The following is a 16,658-nucleotide window of genomic DNA, read 5'->3' on the forward strand; positions in this document are numbered from 1 at the left end:
CTCATTGTTGTCAACTTGCACACGCTATGAAACATTTATGCATTTCTTAATTCTATGTATCGGTTATCACTCTCTTACTTCTTTGATACTGTAGGCCAGGGTCTCATCTGCATACATAGGGACCACGCCATTGTAGTCGGAAGGTACAGTAAACGCTTTTTTCTCAAGAGTAACGGTTTTACTTACAGGTGTAACGCCGTAGATCTTCTGGGCATTGCCTGAAATAAAGGCCTGGAGATTTTCCAGGGGTGCCTTTTCATTTTCAAACAGTTCAGCCAATACTTGCAGGGCGATAGGTGCAGTAAAGACACCTGCTGCACACCCGCAAGACTCTTTCGCATGTTTCGGATGCGGTGCAGAATCTGATCCGAACATCACTTTAGGGTGCGCTTCCAGAGCAACCTTGAGTAGCGCACTTCTGTCCTCTGGTCGTTTGGCTATGGGCTTACAGAAGAGGTGCGGTTTAAGCATGCCTCCGGCTACATCATCCAGGGTGATGATCAGATGGTGCAGGGTAATGGTCGCATAAAGATTTTCAAATTTATCTAACGCTTCGACACTCTCTTTGGTGGTGATATGCTCCATAATGATCTTGAGTTTCGGAAAGGCAGTGGCCAACCTTTCATAGATACTGACGAACTCAGCTTCTCTGTCCATCACAAAACCGTTGGTCTCCCCATGGACACACAGCGGGATATTCAGTTCACTCATTGCTTCAAGTGCTGGACGCAACTCTTCTACATCAAACCCGCTTACGCCGCCTTCGGAGTTCGTGGTGATACCCGCAGGATAGAGTTTGATCGCTGTGATCACCTCTTTGACTGATTCTAAAAATGCTTTGTCATAAGAAGGTTTGAAAAAAAGTGTCATATAGGGTGTGAATTTTTCATCACCTATGGCAGCCATGATACGTTCTTTATAGGCGATAACCTCTTCTTTACTGCTCACCGGAGGTACAAGGTTAGGCATGATGATCGCACCTGAAAAAGTGCTCGCTGAGCTTTTAGCGATATTTTCTAACATCTCTCCGTCTCTGAGATGTAAATGCATGTCAAGTGGTGCGGTTAATTGCATCAAAGTCCTTTAAAACATAATAGTGTGTATTGTTTGGGGCCATACTTTTGGGTACGAGCCAATAGATGATATCAATTTTGCCACAAAATGCATTAAGTTTGAGTAAAGCTGTAGGTTTTGGAGGTTTGAAGTCAACCAAAGGGTAGTCAATACCTCCCTTAAAGAGCTGATTACAGCGTAAAATACGCAAAGAACTTGCCGTGAATGCTTTATGGGCTGCATTGAATTCAAACTGCCATTTGGCATATTCTGAACAAGAGGGATAATAGCGGCAGCTTGCAGGTAACATTTTGGAGATATATTGATAGCCTTTGATCGGTGCTAAAAAGAAGTTTTTCATGGCGTATTATAGTTAAAAAGGAATGTAGAGTCAATTTTTTATTTTGTGCTATAATCCCTAACATGAATCATATACAACGCAAGTTTTTAGTCTCGGCAGATATCCGGCGCTGGCTGAAAAAACAATTGCCAAAAACTGAGAAAACAGAACAGTTCTACACGGTTTCTAATGATCAGGAGTTCTGTTACTATCGCAAAGAGTATCCAGATACCTATACAAAAGTAACCGTCGATAATCATGTAAACGAAACTCTCACCTCTGTCAGTGAAGAGGAGTATGCTTCTCAACGTAAAAAGCATTTGGGCAGGATCATCGTTAAAAATGTGTATACGGTTACTATAGATGAGAATACATTTGTTGTTGAGAGATACTTGAAAAAGCTTGACGGAATCTATATACTGATCGCCTATTTTCAAGATGAAAAAGTCCTGAGAAGCTCAAAAATCATTCAGGAATTACAACCTTTTGTGTTCAAAGAGATCGACCAGGATAATAAATACAGTGATCATTCTCTTGCCCTCTATGTAAAACCTATGGAGTACGATCTGCAAAAGTTTTTCGAAAAGATCGATGCTTTTGAATCACCCAATCTTTTTTTCTGGCAAGTACCGCAACGTCTCTATGTGCGTGACGGTGTCTCTTTGGTACTTTACAGGAACATTCGTCTGATAAACTACTATAAAATGAATTTTCAGAAGAAACATTTTAGTGCAACACTGCACCGTTTACGTGTACTTTTACGCCGTACAGCTACACTGCTGGAGATTTTTCCGGATCTGTTCAGTCCCAATGTACAGCATTTTTGTACAGAGTTGTTTCAACGTTACTATGAAGAGACAACGCTATTGCGCTATCTTTACTTTTTAAATGAACTGAGTGCCACACGTGAAAATGTGAAGTTAACGCTCTACAGTGAGTTAAAAAGCCTCATCACCCAGGAAGAGGAAGCTGTGACTCAAATGCTCACCTCTAAACCTTTTAGACAAATGTTAACGATCCTTACAAGGGAGATAGGAGTTCAGGAAAACCAAAAGTATATCTCTTTAGAGCAAGAGGTGAAACAGCAGCTCAAAGAGCGTTTAGGAAAATTTGAAATGCTTTTAGAGAAAACAAAAGAGGGGTATGATGATGAGGTGCTTGAAACGCTCTATATCTTTATAGATGCACTTCAAACTTTGATAGAAGATTTTTTCCATATCATCGGAGAAAAGGAGTCAAGAATGATCGTCGAAGAACTGAACATTCTGTTCAAGCCTCTGCGTGAATACAGAAACTGCAAAGAGCGTGCAGCGATACTAAACACCATTAAAGCGAAGTCTGAAACCAAAACTTTAGATATCGGTCCTCTTTTATGCGAGCATGAAAAGATGTTAAAAGATAAAATAGCGCATGCTTTGAAGTTATTGAGATCTTCTAAATTCTATGTGTAATTGTACGTGATCCTTTATGAAGTCCTACAATCTACTTACAAAGTAAAACCTTTCATATAGCATTTTTTGTAAAGGTTTTATTTTAAGATCATACCTTTTCCATCTGAGTTGTATCACTTTTTTCTGTACCGGATTTTTCATCATACAGTGAGATGATCAGGTCAAAGATCTTTTCTTGTGTAATTGGTTTGATGAAATGTTCAGAGTCTGTTTTTATATCATCCTCTAAACCATCGGGATCTCTAAGCACCACATATTTAAGGGGAGCGAGTTCTTGGATGTTGGCAATGGTTTCTTTGGTTTTTTCAGTGATCATTTGTTCACTGATGATCAAGATATCATAGAGAGCCAGATCATTACCGTGTTTCTTTAATTCATCCATTCCTACATGCACATCATAAAGAAAATATTGAAACATCTTTTTCAGGCTTTGTGCCGTTTTCTCATTTGAACAGAGCAGTAAGATCTTTTTCCCTACTATCTTTTTATCAGGAAGTCTATAATGACGTCTGAAACCCAATTCAACATTTTTAAAAGGTATGCTTAGATGTATGTCTGAAATATTTTCATGGTCATCGACAATGTTACCACCGATCATTTCAATTTCTTCACTCACATGGATCTTTAAAAAGGATAGAAGTTTTTCTTTGTCAATATGGGTCTCTTGGATCTTAAAAGAGATAAACTCTTCATACAAAAAGTCTTCCACAGAGGAAAGAGATAATACGATCTCCTTTCTATCACTTTTTTGAAAAACAAAGGTGAGTATTTTGCTAAGCACTAACACCAGGGTATCAGAATCACCCCGTAACCTTCTTGGTATGGTCGAATCCATTTCATAGATAAGTTCGATACGCTTTTCATGCGCAATACTTTTGACAGAAGAAAACAGAGTTTCCAGCACTTTGTTAATGTTAAAGGTATCTTCTATAGTCTCTTCATTTAAATCCATTGACACTCTCCCCAGAATGATATATACAATTGTAGCATTATAAGTTTTAATTAATAAATACTATTGCAAATATAACGAATACTGTTTAGCAGAATAGTACGCTAAGTAACATACTATAAAAAATGTCACAGGAGATTCATACACAGAGTGTATACCTTCTCAAATAAAGTATGATAGGGTTTTCTAGTGATCCACTCTCCCATTTTTCACCACATAAGAATCCGACATATTCACCGAGTGATAGATTGTTGTTCCATACTTCTTGCTGTAGTACTGCAACAGGAGTTTTTGTAACGTAGGTTCAATGGAGGGAGTGAACCAGCCGTTGTTGCTGAGTACGATCATGTTTTTTGGTTCACCCTCGTAGAGTTTCTCACTGGTCGCTTCAAAACAGATGGCATTTCGATAGATTTTCCCATCAATTTTATAGTCTACGACAGTGGGGCTGGCTACGTAATCTATGGCACCATCATAAAATATTTTATTGACCCAGTCACTTAAAAAATCCGGTAGGGGATTGCTCTCTCCAAAGGGAACCAGTACGACTTTATTGGCTACAGAGACCTTGTTATCTGTAAAGATATAGGTTGAGTTCCGTGGTGTTTTCCCATCCCAGTAGAGCCCTCCAGTAACTATGGAGATCTGTTTGGCCTTTTCTTGTAATCTGTCCAGAGTTTTTGAATGATTTAGAAAGATAGGAAAGACAGATTCAGGGAGTATAATAAGACTTTTATGCTCTTTAATGGCCTGGTCTATCTGTTCGAAAAGAGTCTCAAACTGTGCAGCATGAAGTGTTTCATTCCATTTGTCCTGGACAGATGTAGAGGTAGTAACGAGTTTTACCTTATCATCCATTTCGATAGGTGTTGAAAGATTTGACTGATAGGCAAACAGAATAAGAAACAGATAGAGGAAGTGCTGCTTCCAAATACTTAAAACAATAGCCCCCAAGATGATGGCATACTGCCATTTTTCTATGCCTAGATAACTCTCTACGAACATGAGCTCGGGTTTGAGCCAATCAAAAGAGAAAGGGTGGATATAGCTTAAGATGAAGAGGCCTAAAGCTTTGAGCAGTAGAGGAAGTAAAGTGCCCGAAACACTCAGTAATGCAGTGATCTTCTCACTGATCCATGCAAGAAACCAAAAGAGTACCCCGTAGCTTAGCATAATGATAACTATCTCTATTGGTACAGCCCAAACCATACCATAATGTTGAAGGCTTAAAGCGATCCACCAAAACCAAAAAAGTCCTATAAAAGCACCGGAAAAAAACCAGACTTTTTTCTCTTCCTGCAGGAGCAGATAGAGTGTTATAATACCTAAAATGGTGTTCATCAGAGGATGAGAAAATCCCCAATAATTAAGGTAAATAAACCCCGAGCTTAAAAGTGCTATGAAAAAGCCTTTTGTTAGTTCAAAGGTGCTAGAATATTGGCTAATTTTATACAAAAGGATTCCTATGGGAGCAGAACAAGGCAGTATGATCGGTTCATTTTTACCCCTCATCATTTTATTCGCAATTTTTTATTTTTTAATTATCAGACCGCAGCAAAAACATCAAAAAGCACATAAAGCAATGCTTGACGGTCTTACTAAAGGTGACAACATCATTACGACAGGCGGCCTTATAGCTGTGATCGTTAAAACTGAAGAAGATTTTATCAAAATCAAATTAAATGATGACACGATCGTCAAACTTGATAGAGCATTTGTAGCTAAAAAGGTTGAGGCTGGTGAAGACGCTTAATTTTAGGGTAATCCTTTTTGCTTTTGCACTGATCTTCGGTGTTGTTTTTTCTATTCCCTCTTTGACGCAAAGTGAAAGCGGGAAGAAGATCACTTTGGGGCTTGACCTTCAAGGTGGTCTGCATATGCTTCTTGGTATTAAAAGTGAAATTGCCATTGAATCACGTATTAAGTCTATGGCAGCATCGGTCAAGTATATTTTTGATGACGAAGAGATCATTTTCGATGACCTTCGTATGATCGATGGTGAAAAAATCACATTTGAATTGCTTGATACAGATGAGGTAACCAAAGCCCAGGCACTGCTTAAAAAAGAGCTTGAAGGCACGGTAGTGATCAACAATGGAATGAAATTTTCAGTCACTATGACCGAAGCTGAAGTGGAGCGTACCAAACAAAATGCCATTCAACAGGCAGTAGATACGATCAGAAACAGACTCAATGAGTTCGGACTTGCAGAACCTACGGTTGCAAAACAGGGTGAAGATAAGATCCTTGTAGAAGTACCTGGTATCAAAACACAGGAGGATGAACAGCGTATCCGTGAACTTATCGCCCGTGCAGCACATTTGCAGCTTATGGCTGTAGATGAAGACAGAAACATAAGAGTCAACACGATGAGTCTGGCTGAAGCAAAAAGTTATGGTGATGTGATACTACCCGATGTTAATACCGGTGAAAAATATTTGCTTCGTGCTATTCCGGTATTGGACGGTTCTATGCTGACAGATGCAAAAGTAGGTTTTGATGAAAGCAATCAACCGGTCATCAACTTTACACTGAACGGACAGGGTGCCAAGATCTTTGGTGACTTTACAGGTGTGAGTGTTGGGAAACGTATGGCGGTTGTTTTGGATAACAAGGTCTACTCGGCGCCAGTCATCAATGAACGTATCGGTGGGGGACGTGTACAGATATCAGGAAGATTTGAAATTTCTGAAGCCCATGACCTTGCCATTGCACTTCGATCGGGTGCATTGCTTGCACCTGTCTATGTGATGGAAAAACGTTCGGTGGGGCCAAGCCTGGGTGCGGATAGCATCAAGGCGAGTTCTATCGCTTTGGTTCTAGGATTCATTTTGGTCGTCATTTTTATGGTGGTTTACTATGGTATGGCAGGAATTATCGCAAATGTCGCACTGATAGGGAATCTCTTTTTGATACTTGCGATCATGTCACTCTTTGGTGCCACACTGACACTGCCTGGTATGGCAGGTATCGTTCTTACGGTTGGTATGGCCGTGGACGCGAACGTCATCATCTCTGAACGTATCAGGGAGCTGCTTTATGAAGGTAAATCTGTAGCTAAATCGATAGAGAATGGGTACAGCAATGCCTTTACTGCGATCTGGGATGCCAACGTGACCACACTGATCGCCGCTACAGTACTCTATGCCTATGGTACAGGTGCGATCAAAGGATTTGCGCTTACGATGAGTATCGGTATTATGGCATCCATGTTGACTGCGATTGTAGGAACACATGGTATCTACCAGTGGCTTCTACCGAAGATCGATAAGAACAAACTGAGATTATGGTTTGGTATCAGAACAGAGGGAGTAAAATAATGGAAATCTTTAAATATAAAAAACCTCTCTCATTGATGAGCAAGAGTAAACGTTTTGGATTACTTTCGGTCACTCTGTTGATACTGTCTCTGGGGTTGATCATTGGGAAGGGATTTAACTACGGTATAGACTTTGCAGGTGGTACACTTATACAGGTACAATACAACGGTAAAGCACCTATAGAAAAAGTGAGAGAAGCAATAGATTCTGATAGATCCTATGAAGGTGCAACCGTGACTTTCTTCGGTGGTGAAGATGAAGTGGTCATACGTACGAAGACAAGTTCAAAAGCCTTGGGTGTGGATGTCGGTGATCAGATCAGAGCACTGCTTCAAGATACGGGTAACTTTGAAGTAAGACGTGTGGATATGGTAGGGGCAAAGGTTGGATCAGAGCTACGTGAAAAGGGACTTATGGCGATGGTTCTTGCTATCATCGGTATCCTTATTTATGTATCCTTTAGATTCGAGTGGCGTTTTGCCGTTGCCTCTGTAATGGCACTCATGCATGATGTTACTATCGCTATGGGTATGATCGTACTGTTCAATGTTGAGGTAAACCTTGACATTCTTGCGGCACTATTGACCATACTCGGATATTCATTGAACGATACGATCATTGTCTTTGACCGTATCCGTGAGGGTATCAGAACGATCAAAGACCCGGACCTTGGGGGTATCATTGATGAGTCTGTTACACGTACGCTTTCTCGTACTACATTGACATCACTCACAACATTTTTTGTGGTTCTTACACTCTATCTGTTTGGTGGAGAGATCATTAACGGGTTCAGTTTCACGCTGCTTGTAGGTGTGATAGTGGGTACATACTCTTCCATTTTTGTTGCATCACCAATCTTGATGTGGCTTGGTTTCTCCGTAGGGGGCTTCAGAGAAAAGGAAGCAGAAAAACTCAAAAGAGAAAAAGAGAAAGAAAAAATGCGTGCTATGTATGAAAATGGTACACTATAGTTAAAGTTTAAGGAGTTTGGATGAATTGGGGTAAAGTTTTTTATATGTTTTTTACGTTGATGTCACTTACGACATCAGCAGCATTTTTGTATGATCACTCTATCGTAGCACTGTTTATAGCAGGGTCTGTGAATGTGATCTCAACACTGTTGAAGATAGGGGTAAGAAATCTACTTTCAGCTGAGCTTTTGGCAGGTTCATTGGTTGCTGACCTACATCTTCTCCCTGCATTTTTTGCTCTGCAGTTTTATGGGAACGATGCATTGGCAACAGGATTAGTGATCGGTGCGGTGATCGCGAACCTTTATACGATTTTTATCTCTATGATCGAGAGTGCAAAAGAGAAGGCAGATTTTTAAGCGTTGTTCGGTATCTTACATGTACAGTAATTCCAAGGAATGAGACGTGATAAAGATGCCTACACTTCATGGAACAGACCCCGAAGAGAAACGGAAAGAGATCAAAAATTATTTTCAATATTGTTATAAGCGATATGAATCTCTTTTTCATCTCGTTGCAGATGAAAGTGCTTATTTTAAAAAAGCGGATCCTCTTCGTCATCCCATCATATTTTACTATGGCCATACTGCTACATTTTTCATTAACAAATTCATACTTGCCAAGATCATTAATGAACGTGTAGATCCCAGACTTGAATCACTTTTTGCCGTGGGTGTAGATGAAATGAGCTGGGATGATTTGAATGAAAAACATTATGACTGGCCTACGTTAAAAGAAACCCAAGCTTACCGTGACAAAGTCTATTCGAAAGTCTCTTCGCTTATCGATGTACTTCCTTTAGAACTTCCTATCACGCAAGATTCACCCTGGTGGGTTATTTTGATGGGAATTGAGCATGAAAATATCCATCTTGAAACTTCTTCGGTACTGATACGCCAACTTCCATTTGAATCCATAGAAGAAAACAGAGAATGGAGAGAGTGTGAAATGGTTGGTACTGCACCTCAAAATACACTGCTGGATGTAAACCAAGGTAGAGTGAATCTGGGGAAAAACAACAATGCACAGTTTTTTGGCTGGGACAATGAATATGGAGATCATCAGGCACATATACCATCATTCAAAGCAGCCAAATATCTTACGTCCAATGCTGAATATATGGAGTTTGTAAAAGATTCTGGATATAGCAATGATAGGTTTTGGTGTGAAGAGGGTAAAGCATGGAAAGCCTATACAAAGGCAGAACATCCCATGTTTTGGCGTAAAGATAAAGATGGGTACAGACTTCGTACTCTAAGCAGAGAGATAGACCTTCCTTTAAATTGGCCGGTAGAGGTCAATCATCTGGAGGCCTCTGCCTTTTGTAAGTGGAAGAGCCAAAAAGAGGGTGTCAACATCACTCTGCCTACCGAGGATGAATATATCCGATTGCGTGATGAAAGCAAAGTACTTTCCTACTTGGAATGGACCGACAGAGACAAGACTATCGCCAATATCAATCTTGAAGCTTTTGCTTCGTGTGTTCCCGTGGATACTTATAAACACGGGGAATTTTATGATGTGATAGGGAATGTATGGCAGTGGTCACGAACACCGATATATCCTTTTGAAGGCTTTAAGGTCCATCCGATCTATGATGATTTTTCAGTCCCTACCTTTGATGGTAAACATACCATTATCAAGGGTGGTTCATGGATAAGTTGCGGGAACCTTGCTACACAGAAAAGCCGTTATGGATTTAGAAGACATTTTTATCAACATGGGGGATTTAGGTATATTCAGAGTACCTATGAAGAGACGATCACAACCAATATCTATAATACAGACAGCCTGATTTCTCAGTACTGTCATTTTGGTTGGGGTGAAAATGCATTGGGTGTGGAAAATTATCCGGCAGCGTGTGCACGGATCGTTTTAGAGACCATGAAAGATAAACCTAGACGCAGAGCTTTGGACATTGGATGTGCCATAGGGCGAAGTACCTTTGAACTGGCACGCGGTTTTGATGAAGTCATAGGTGTGGATTTTTCTGCACGTTTCATACAGGAAGCACAGAAGCTCAAAGATGATGGTGTATTACGTTATACTATGCCGACCGAGGGGGAACTGGAAAATCTTCATGAGATAAAACTTTCAGATCTTGACTGGGATGATGTACGAAACAAGGTCTCATTTTGGCAGGCAGATGCCTGTAATTTAAAACCTGTTTACAAGGATTTTGACCTGATCTTTGGGGGTAACCTGTTAGACAGGCTCTATGATCCTAAAAAGTTTTTAGATGCTATGGGATCACGTATCAATGAGGGGGGACTACTCATTTTGACCTCTCCGTATACCTGGCAGGAAGCGTCTACCCCCAAAGAGAAATGGATAGGCGGATATAAAAGAGATGGTGAAACTATCACGACACTCAATGGGCTTAAAGAGATACTGGGTAAAGCGTTCAGACTTATCGGTACGAAAGATATCCCGTTTGTGATTCAAGAGACTGCACGGAAGCACCAGCATACGATAGCACAGATGAGCATATGGGAAAGGAGAGGTAAAGATGTTTGAAGCGATCAGCCGTCAAGGTACACATAGTATGAAGTGGGATGAAGCAAAGAAAAAGTTTGGTAGAGAGGATCTGCTTCCTCTTTGGGTCGCAGATATGGACCTGGCTTCACCGGCATGTGTACAAGGGGCAATGCTCAGAAGGGCTTCACACCCTATGTACGGGTATACGATCTATCCGGATGCCTATTATGAATCAATACAGAATTGGATGCGAGATCGTTTTTCCTGGGAGATAGAAAGAGAGTGGATCATTCCTTGTTACGGGGTAGTACCTTCTTTGAACTTTATCATCACTGCATACAGTCAAAAGGGAGATGGAATACTAATACAAACACCGATATACCCGCCATTTGTAAGTTCTGTCAAGCATCAAAAGAGAAGGGTACTTGACAATAGACTGGTCTATGAAAACGGCAGATATCAGATAGATTTTGAGGATTTTGAGCGTAAAGCCAAGGAAGCCAAACTCTTTTTACTCTGCTCTCCTCATAACCCAACCGGACGGGTATGGTCTGAAGAGGAATTGGAGAAGCTCATTGAGATCTGTATAGCAAATGATGTACTGATCATCTCTGATGAGATACATGCGGATATTGTCTATGAAAAAACACACCACAGCATTGGCAGTTTTGAGAAGATCATGCATCATTGTGTTGTTTTAAATGCACCTTCCAAAACATTCAATATCGCAGGGCTGAATACCTCTTATGCGATCATTCCCGATACCAGATTGCGCCAAGCTTACAGAGTAGAACAGGACAGGTCGGGTATTACCAACGGGAACCCTTTTGGTATTGAAGCATTGATGAGTGCCTACAAAGAAGGTGCTCCATGGTTAGAAGAGTTGAAAGAGCACTTGCGCTCAAATATTAACTATGTGAATCAATTTCTCACAGAGCATCAACTCCCTATAAAGGCAGTCCCTACAGAAGCAACTTTTCTCATGTGGCTTGACTGTAGAGGACTGGGGCTGTCCCATGACCAAGTGGTTGATTTCTTTTTACATAAAGCCAAACTTGGGCTTAATGACGGTAAAAGTTTTGGTGAGGCAGGGGAAGGTTTCATGCGGTTAAATGTGGGTACATCCAAAGAAGTACTTCAAGAAGCGATGCAGCGACTTCGTGATGCATATGAGGCAGGGTAGTGAGAAGTTTATTTATCTATCTGATACTGTCCCTATGGCTCTATGCATTACCCCAGGTCATCAATGAAGAGATACGCAAATCGGGCATCTCAAAAAAAGATATCAGTATCTATATCAAAGAAGCCGGTAAACAAGGAAGGGTCGTGGCTTCACTCAATGCTTCGAAGAGCAGGACCCCTGCATCTGTGATCAAAGTGTTAACCACATATGCTTCGGTCCTGAAACTGGGATTTGATTACCGTTGGCCTACGAAGTTTTACACTATAGGAAGATTGAAAAATGGTGTGCTTCACGGTGATCTATGGGTTCAAGGGTTCGGTGACCCGACCTTAAATGCCGAGGACCTTGAGCAGATCGTCTCTGAGTTACGTGCCGCAGGTATACGTCAGATCAGAGGTGATATTGTCATAGACAGAAGCTATTTCAAGGTGGGAAGCCAAGACAGTTCTGGTTTTGATGAAAATCTTTACAGTGCCTATAATGCCATGCCGGATGCCATGATGTTCAATGAACGAGTGGTGACCGTCTGCGTGAACCCCAAAGAAAAGAAAGTACATAAAAAACATGTAGATGAAAGTTATAAAGTTGTCGACCAATTGGAACACGTCAACAAACCCTGTAGAGGAAAATACTCCTGGCCGAGGGTGAAAATTGATAAGAGCGAAGTGGTGCCTACGGTGTTTCTTCAAGGAAAGATCTCCAAACGATGTGGCACACGGAATATTTGTCAAGTCATTACCAAACCGTATAAGTCATTCTATTATGCATTGAAAGATAGATTGATAAAAGAGGGGATAGCTGTAAGTGGAGGTATGAAATTACGTAAGGTACCTAAAGAAGCAAAAGCATTGTTTACCCATTACTCAGATCCTCTGGAAGAGATCATCTCTGAAACTGCCAAAGAGAGTAATAACCTTTATGCAAGACATCTTCTGCTTCTTTTGGGTGCGAAACTCTATGGTGCTCCTGCCACGATGGAAAAAGGAAGAGATGCCATCAAATATATTTTGGATTCAAGAGGTGCATTAGGTGATGGTAAATTAAAGATCGATAACGGAAGCGGCCTTTCACGTACTTCAAAAATGAATGCAAAACTATTGGCTGAGATGTATGATGATGCGTATGACCGTTATGGTTCAAGATGGATGGAGACACTCTCTATAGCAGGCGTGGATGGTACTATCAAACGCCGCTTTAGAAACACCGTCGTAAAAAAACGTGCATGGATGAAGACAGGGACACTGAGACGCGTGAAAAATATAGGCGGGTATGTCAAGAACAAAGCAGGAAAATACTATACCGTTGTCATCATCATTAACAGTTCCAAGGCTAAATACCGCGGTGCCAAACTACAAGATGAGATCATGAAGTGGTTGGCAAAAAGTACAGTGGAACCTGGTAGATCATCTACCGTACCCGCTTCTTCCAAAACAAAAGTGCAGCCCAAGAAGCCTGTATCCGAAACACTGTTCAGTAACGTCAAAACAAAAACAGTACCTGTAATGAAGCGGAAAACCAAAGAGAGTGCTGTTGAGTATTATATTCAGGTGGGCGCTTTTTCGAGCATGCCCAACAAAGCGTATTTAGTAAAGATAAGCGCGTTAGGATTACCTTACAAGGTACGCCATACAGAGAATTATAAAGTACTCATAGGTGGCTATAGAGATGAAAAAAGTGCAAGAGAAGTGTTGAAAAAAGTACGTAGAGCTATCAATGGCGGGGCGTTCATCGTAAAGTTATAGTTTACCCCAAATACGTTATAATCCTTTAAAAATTTAGGGCAACAATGAACTTCGAAACTTACCCTTTTGAGAAACTCAATCAATTACTTGAAAATGTCACACCAAACCCTGATTACTCTGCACTTAGCCTGACGATCGGGGAACCCCAGTTTGAGACACCGGCATTTATACTGGATGCACTGAAGGATGCCTCTGAACTGCTCAACAAGTATCCAAAAACGGCTGGTGAAACAGAACTTAGAGAGGGGATGTTGACGTATAACAAAAAACGTTTTGATCTTTCCCTGACAAATGATCAGATCATTCCGACATTTGGAACCAGAGAAGTACTTTTTAATTTTCCACAGTTTTTACTGCATGATGTAGAAAATCCGGTCATGGTCTTTCCTAACCCTTTTTATCAGATCTATGAAGGTGCTGCCAAAGTATCCAGGGCTGAAGTGATCTACCTCAATTTGAATGAAGCCAATCAATTTCAACCCGTAGTGGATGAAGAAGCATTGGCAAAAGCAGATCTTGTGATACTCAATTCACCTAACAACCCTACATCATCTGTAATGTCTATGGATGATTTAAAACATTGGGTGGAGCTCGCACTTAAACATGATTTCGTGCTTCTGAATGATGAGTGTTATGTGGACCTCTATCTGGATGCAGCACTTCCTTCACTGCTCAATGCAAGTATGGAAGTGGGGAACGAAAGTTTTAAAAATGTGCTGGTCATCAACTCTATCTCCAAACGTTCCTCTGCACCGGGACTTCGTTCAGGCTTCATTGCCGGTGATGCAGAGATACTTAAAGAATACATGGTGTACAGAACTTATGTGGGATGTGCTTCTCCCCTCCCACTTCAATATGCTGCTGCTGCTGCATGGGCCGATCAAGAGCATGTAGACACATTCAGAGCAAAATACAAAAAAAATTTTGAAGTCGCCAAAGAGATTTTGGGTACTGAAGCACCTGAAGCGACATTTTATATTTGGCTCAAAGTGGAAGATGAGATAGCCTTTACGACCAAACTTTATCAAGAGTATAATCTTAAAGTTCTCCCAGGTTCATTTTTAGGACGTGAAGGGGAAGGTCAAGGGTATGTAAGACTGGCCCTTGTCTATGAAGAAAAGCAAACAAGAGAAGCATTGCAACGTATAGCACGTTGCTTGGAAGAGTAGAAGACACCCCACTTACGCTTTAGCGACGAGGGTATCGGCATTTAGTGCCAGAAAATTAGCATTGGAGCAAGCATGATGGAAACACCGGAAATACATGTAGAAGAGTTAAAAAAAGACCAAGAGTTTTTGGCAAATATTCAAAGACTTGAAAAAGAGTGCAAAGAAGAAGAGAGCATTGCAAAAGGGTATCAGCTTTTGGATGCACAGCTTATCATCGAAGCTCCGGAAGATGAGATCAACGAGATATTTACATTTATCGTCAACACAGCCTTTGACAGACTGGCTGAAAAGCTCACGACTTCTCAGTCATTTGATATGAATGATGCTGAGGATTTAGCTACGGCAAGAGCGATCTATGAACATGGTATCCAACGCTACAGTGAAAATGACAAAAAGGGTGCCAAAGAGATCTTTCTTGTATTGCACTATACGATCGACCATGCAGCGCTGAAAGATGCGATGATGGTGCATGTGGCTGCAGTCATGGAAGGAAAGAGTTTTGAAGATTTCATCGAAAATCTTGTCGATGTAGAAGGGGTAGATGTACATGATCCTCTGGCATTTTTCATACAGACATTTACAGAGCCCACTGAGGCCTTGCTTGCAAAATTTGACACACATGTTAAACAGGCGCAAGATGAGCTTAGAGTGCTTGATGAAAGCAAGGAACAATAGTGATGAAAAAGATCCATTTTATCGGTATCGGGGGTATCGGACTCTCTGCTTTGGCCAAGTTTCTCTTTAATGACGGACATAAGATCTCCGGTTCGGATATCAAACAGACAGAGATCACCAATGATCTGGCAACCAACTTTAATGCGAAGATCACTATCCCTCACCATGAAGATGCGGTTGAGGGTGTCGACAGGGTGATCTACTCTGCGGCGGTACGTCCCAACAATCCTGAGTATCAAAGAGCCAAAGAGTTGGGTATAGAACTGCTTTCACGCAAAGAAGCTCTCAAGAGTATACTGGGTGAAAAAGAGGTCTATGCGGTGGGTGGTGCACACGGTAAGAGTACGACTTCTGCCATGCTCGCATCGATCATACCTGAATCCAATGCGCTCATTGGAGCGATCAGTAAAGAGTTTGGTTCAAACGTACGGAATTACCCGAACAACAAAGTGGTATTTGAAGCCGATGAGAGTGATGAGAGTTTTTTGAACTCCAATCCTTATCTTGCAATCGTGACCAATGTTGAACCAGAACATATGGAGTACTACGGGTATGACGAAGAGCGTTTTTACAATGCCTATAGAAACTTCTTGTCACTGGCGCAAATACGAGTCATCAATGCAGAAGATGAATTCCTCTCTTCTTTAGAGATGGAGAGCATTAAACTTTATCCTTCCAAAGACATCAAGAACATAGAGTTTGTATTGGTTGATGGGGAACCCCATACAAAATTCGAACTTTTGGACCTGGGGGCATTTGAAGTATTCGGTTTTGGAAATCACATTGCGTTAGATGCATCATTAGCGATATTGGGTGCTTTAGAGCTGGGTGAAGAGGTAGAAGATATAAGAGCAAATCTTTTACACTACAAAGGGATCAAAAAACGTTTTGACATTGTACAAAATAGAGAAGAGTGTGTGGTGATAGATGACTATGGTCACCATCCTACAGAGATAAAGGTGACGATGGAATCCCTGCAAACCTATAAAGGATTGCGTCAATTCTCTAAACTCAATGTTATTTGGCAACCCCACAAGTACAGCCGAACTATGGATAACCTGCAAGGATTTGTAGAGTGTTTTGAAGGTGTTGATGAACTGGTCATCCTCCCTATCTGGGCTGCCGGGGAATTAAAGGTGGATATAGACCTAAAAGGGGCATTCAGCCGCTATAAACTTCTCATGGCAGACTCTGTGACTAAAGAAGATGGGATTGTTAAAGTCTTTAAAGACGGACATATTATACGAGAGTACAGTGATGGACTTGTAACAGCCTTCGGTGCCGGGGACATCACGTACCAGATACGTGGAGAGGCATAACGCTTCTC

The 16,658-nt window shown here is 41.1% G+C and carries 15 protein-coding genes; 11 read left to right on the plus strand and 4 right to left on the minus strand.

The window, feature by feature from the left end:
• Positions 1-66: 66 nt before the first annotated feature.
• Together pyrC and yidD are read right to left on the minus strand one after the other, a co-directional pair.
• Positions 67-1,074: a dihydroorotase gene (gene pyrC, locus PF327_RS06825; protein ID WP_289401844.1), complete on the minus strand. Its 1,008-nt coding sequence runs from the start codon at positions 1,072-1,074 to the stop codon at positions 67-69.
• Entirely contained in the window at positions 1,052-1,414 is a 363-nt protein-coding gene (gene yidD / locus PF327_RS06830) for a membrane protein insertion efficiency factor YidD (RefSeq protein WP_008245452.1), read from the minus strand. The genes pyrC and yidD overlap by 23 nt, the downstream gene beginning before the upstream one ends.
• 62 nt (positions 1,415-1,476) lie before the next feature.
• On the opposite strand from yidD, the gene PF327_RS06835 reads away from it, so the two are divergent.
• A complete protein-coding gene (locus tag PF327_RS06835; RefSeq protein ID WP_289401845.1) occupies positions 1,477-2,844 on the plus strand; it encodes a hypothetical protein in 1,368 nt (455 codons plus the stop codon).
• Between the two features lie 88 nt (positions 2,845-2,932).
• Here PF327_RS06835 and PF327_RS06840 read toward each other — a convergent pair whose 3' ends face one another.
• On the minus strand, positions 2,933-3,796 hold the full coding sequence (locus PF327_RS06840; protein WP_289401847.1) for a hypothetical protein: 864 nt from the start codon (positions 3,794-3,796) through the stop codon (positions 2,933-2,935).
• A 183-nt stretch (positions 3,797-3,979) separates the two neighbouring features.
• Positions 3,980-5,308, minus strand: a complete 1,329-nt coding sequence (locus PF327_RS06845) for an apolipoprotein N-acyltransferase (protein WP_434481331.1) — start codon at positions 5,306-5,308, stop codon at positions 3,980-3,982.
• On the opposite strand from PF327_RS06845, the gene yajC reads away from it, so the two are divergent.
• The 10 genes from yajC to murC all read left to right on the plus strand — a co-directional run bounded on the left by yajC (position 5,259) and on the right by murC (position 16,650).
• On the plus strand, positions 5,259-5,546 hold the full coding sequence (gene yajC, locus PF327_RS06850) for a preprotein translocase subunit YajC (RefSeq protein ID WP_289401849.1): 288 nt from the start codon (positions 5,259-5,261) through the stop codon (positions 5,544-5,546). The two genes, PF327_RS06845 and yajC, sit on opposite strands and share 50 nt — an antisense overlap.
• Complete coding sequence (gene secD / locus PF327_RS06855) at positions 5,533-7,113, plus strand: protein translocase subunit SecD (RefSeq protein WP_289401850.1); 1,581 nt, start codon at positions 5,533-5,535, stop codon at positions 7,111-7,113. Before yajC ends, secD begins: the two co-directional genes overlap by 14 nt.
• Positions 7,113-8,084 (plus strand): protein translocase subunit SecF, encoded by a 972-nt coding sequence (secF, locus tag PF327_RS06860; protein WP_289401851.1) that lies wholly within the window; start codon positions 7,113-7,115, stop codon positions 8,082-8,084. The genes secD and secF overlap by 1 nt, the downstream gene beginning before the upstream one ends.
• Positions 8,085-8,104: 20 nt before the next feature.
• Positions 8,105-8,443: a DUF6394 family protein gene (locus PF327_RS06865; RefSeq protein WP_008245425.1), complete on the plus strand. Its 339-nt coding sequence runs from the start codon at positions 8,105-8,107 to the stop codon at positions 8,441-8,443.
• A 55-nt stretch (positions 8,444-8,498) separates the two neighbouring features.
• Complete coding sequence (ovoA, locus tag PF327_RS06870) at positions 8,499-10,601, plus strand: 5-histidylcysteine sulfoxide synthase (protein WP_289401928.1); 2,103 nt, start codon at positions 8,499-8,501, stop codon at positions 10,599-10,601.
• Positions 10,594-11,745, plus strand: coding sequence for a MalY/PatB family protein (locus tag PF327_RS06875; RefSeq protein ID WP_289401852.1), 1,152 nt, complete (start codon positions 10,594-10,596; stop codon positions 11,743-11,745). The genes ovoA and PF327_RS06875 overlap by 8 nt, the downstream gene beginning before the upstream one ends.
• Positions 11,745-13,487, plus strand: coding sequence for a D-alanyl-D-alanine carboxypeptidase/D-alanyl-D-alanine endopeptidase (gene dacB / locus PF327_RS06880; protein WP_289401853.1), 1,743 nt, complete (start codon positions 11,745-11,747; stop codon positions 13,485-13,487). The genes PF327_RS06875 and dacB overlap by 1 nt, the downstream gene beginning before the upstream one ends.
• 44 nt (positions 13,488-13,531) lie before the next feature.
• Positions 13,532-14,656: a succinyldiaminopimelate transaminase gene (locus PF327_RS06885; protein ID WP_289401854.1), complete on the plus strand. Its 1,125-nt coding sequence runs from the start codon at positions 13,532-13,534 to the stop codon at positions 14,654-14,656.
• Between the two features lie 72 nt (positions 14,657-14,728).
• Positions 14,729-15,331: a hypothetical protein gene (locus tag PF327_RS06890; protein ID WP_289401855.1), complete on the plus strand. Its 603-nt coding sequence runs from the start codon at positions 14,729-14,731 to the stop codon at positions 15,329-15,331.
• A gap of 2 nt (positions 15,332-15,333) precedes the next feature.
• On the plus strand, positions 15,334-16,650 hold the full coding sequence (gene murC, locus PF327_RS06895) for a UDP-N-acetylmuramate--L-alanine ligase (protein WP_289401930.1): 1,317 nt from the start codon (positions 15,334-15,336) through the stop codon (positions 16,648-16,650).
• Positions 16,651-16,658: the final 8 nt, after the last annotated feature.

This window comes from Sulfurovum xiamenensis (assembly GCF_030347995.1).
Taxonomy (GTDB): Bacteria; Campylobacterota; Campylobacteria; order Campylobacterales; family Sulfurovaceae; genus Sulfurovum; species Sulfurovum xiamenensis.

Bases quoted from the DNA above. Each gene is read 5' to 3' on its own strand.
- secF (WP_289401851.1), top strand. From the start codon at position 7,113: ATGGAAATCTTTAAATATAAAAAACCTCTCTCATTGATGAGCAAGAGT.
- PF327_RS06835 (WP_289401845.1), top strand. From the start codon at position 1,477: ATGAATCATATACAACGCAAGTTTTTAGTCTCGGCAGATATCCGGCGC.
- PF327_RS06840 (WP_289401847.1), bottom strand. From the start codon at position 3,796: ATGGATTTAAATGAAGAGACTATAGAAGATACCTTTAACATTAACAAA.
- yajC (WP_289401849.1), top strand. From the start codon at position 5,259: ATGGGAGCAGAACAAGGCAGTATGATCGGTTCATTTTTACCCCTCATC.
- ovoA (WP_289401928.1), top strand. From the start codon at position 8,499: ATGCCTACACTTCATGGAACAGACCCCGAAGAGAAACGGAAAGAGATC.
- PF327_RS06890 (WP_289401855.1), top strand. From the start codon at position 14,729: ATGATGGAAACACCGGAAATACATGTAGAAGAGTTAAAAAAAGACCAA.
- PF327_RS06865 (WP_008245425.1), top strand. From the start codon at position 8,105: ATGAATTGGGGTAAAGTTTTTTATATGTTTTTTACGTTGATGTCACTT.
- yidD (WP_008245452.1), bottom strand. From the start codon at position 1,414: ATGAAAAACTTCTTTTTAGCACCGATCAAAGGCTATCAATATATCTCC.
- PF327_RS06875 (WP_289401852.1), top strand. From the start codon at position 10,594: ATGTTTGAAGCGATCAGCCGTCAAGGTACACATAGTATGAAGTGGGAT.
- PF327_RS06845 (WP_434481331.1), bottom strand. From the start codon at position 5,308: ATGATGAGGGGTAAAAATGAACCGATCATACTGCCTTGTTCTGCTCCC.
- PF327_RS06885 (WP_289401854.1), top strand. From the start codon at position 13,532: ATGAACTTCGAAACTTACCCTTTTGAGAAACTCAATCAATTACTTGAA.
- murC (WP_289401930.1), top strand. From the start codon at position 15,334: ATGAAAAAGATCCATTTTATCGGTATCGGGGGTATCGGACTCTCTGCT.
- pyrC (WP_289401844.1), bottom strand. From the start codon at position 1,074: ATGCAATTAACCGCACCACTTGACATGCATTTACATCTCAGAGACGGA.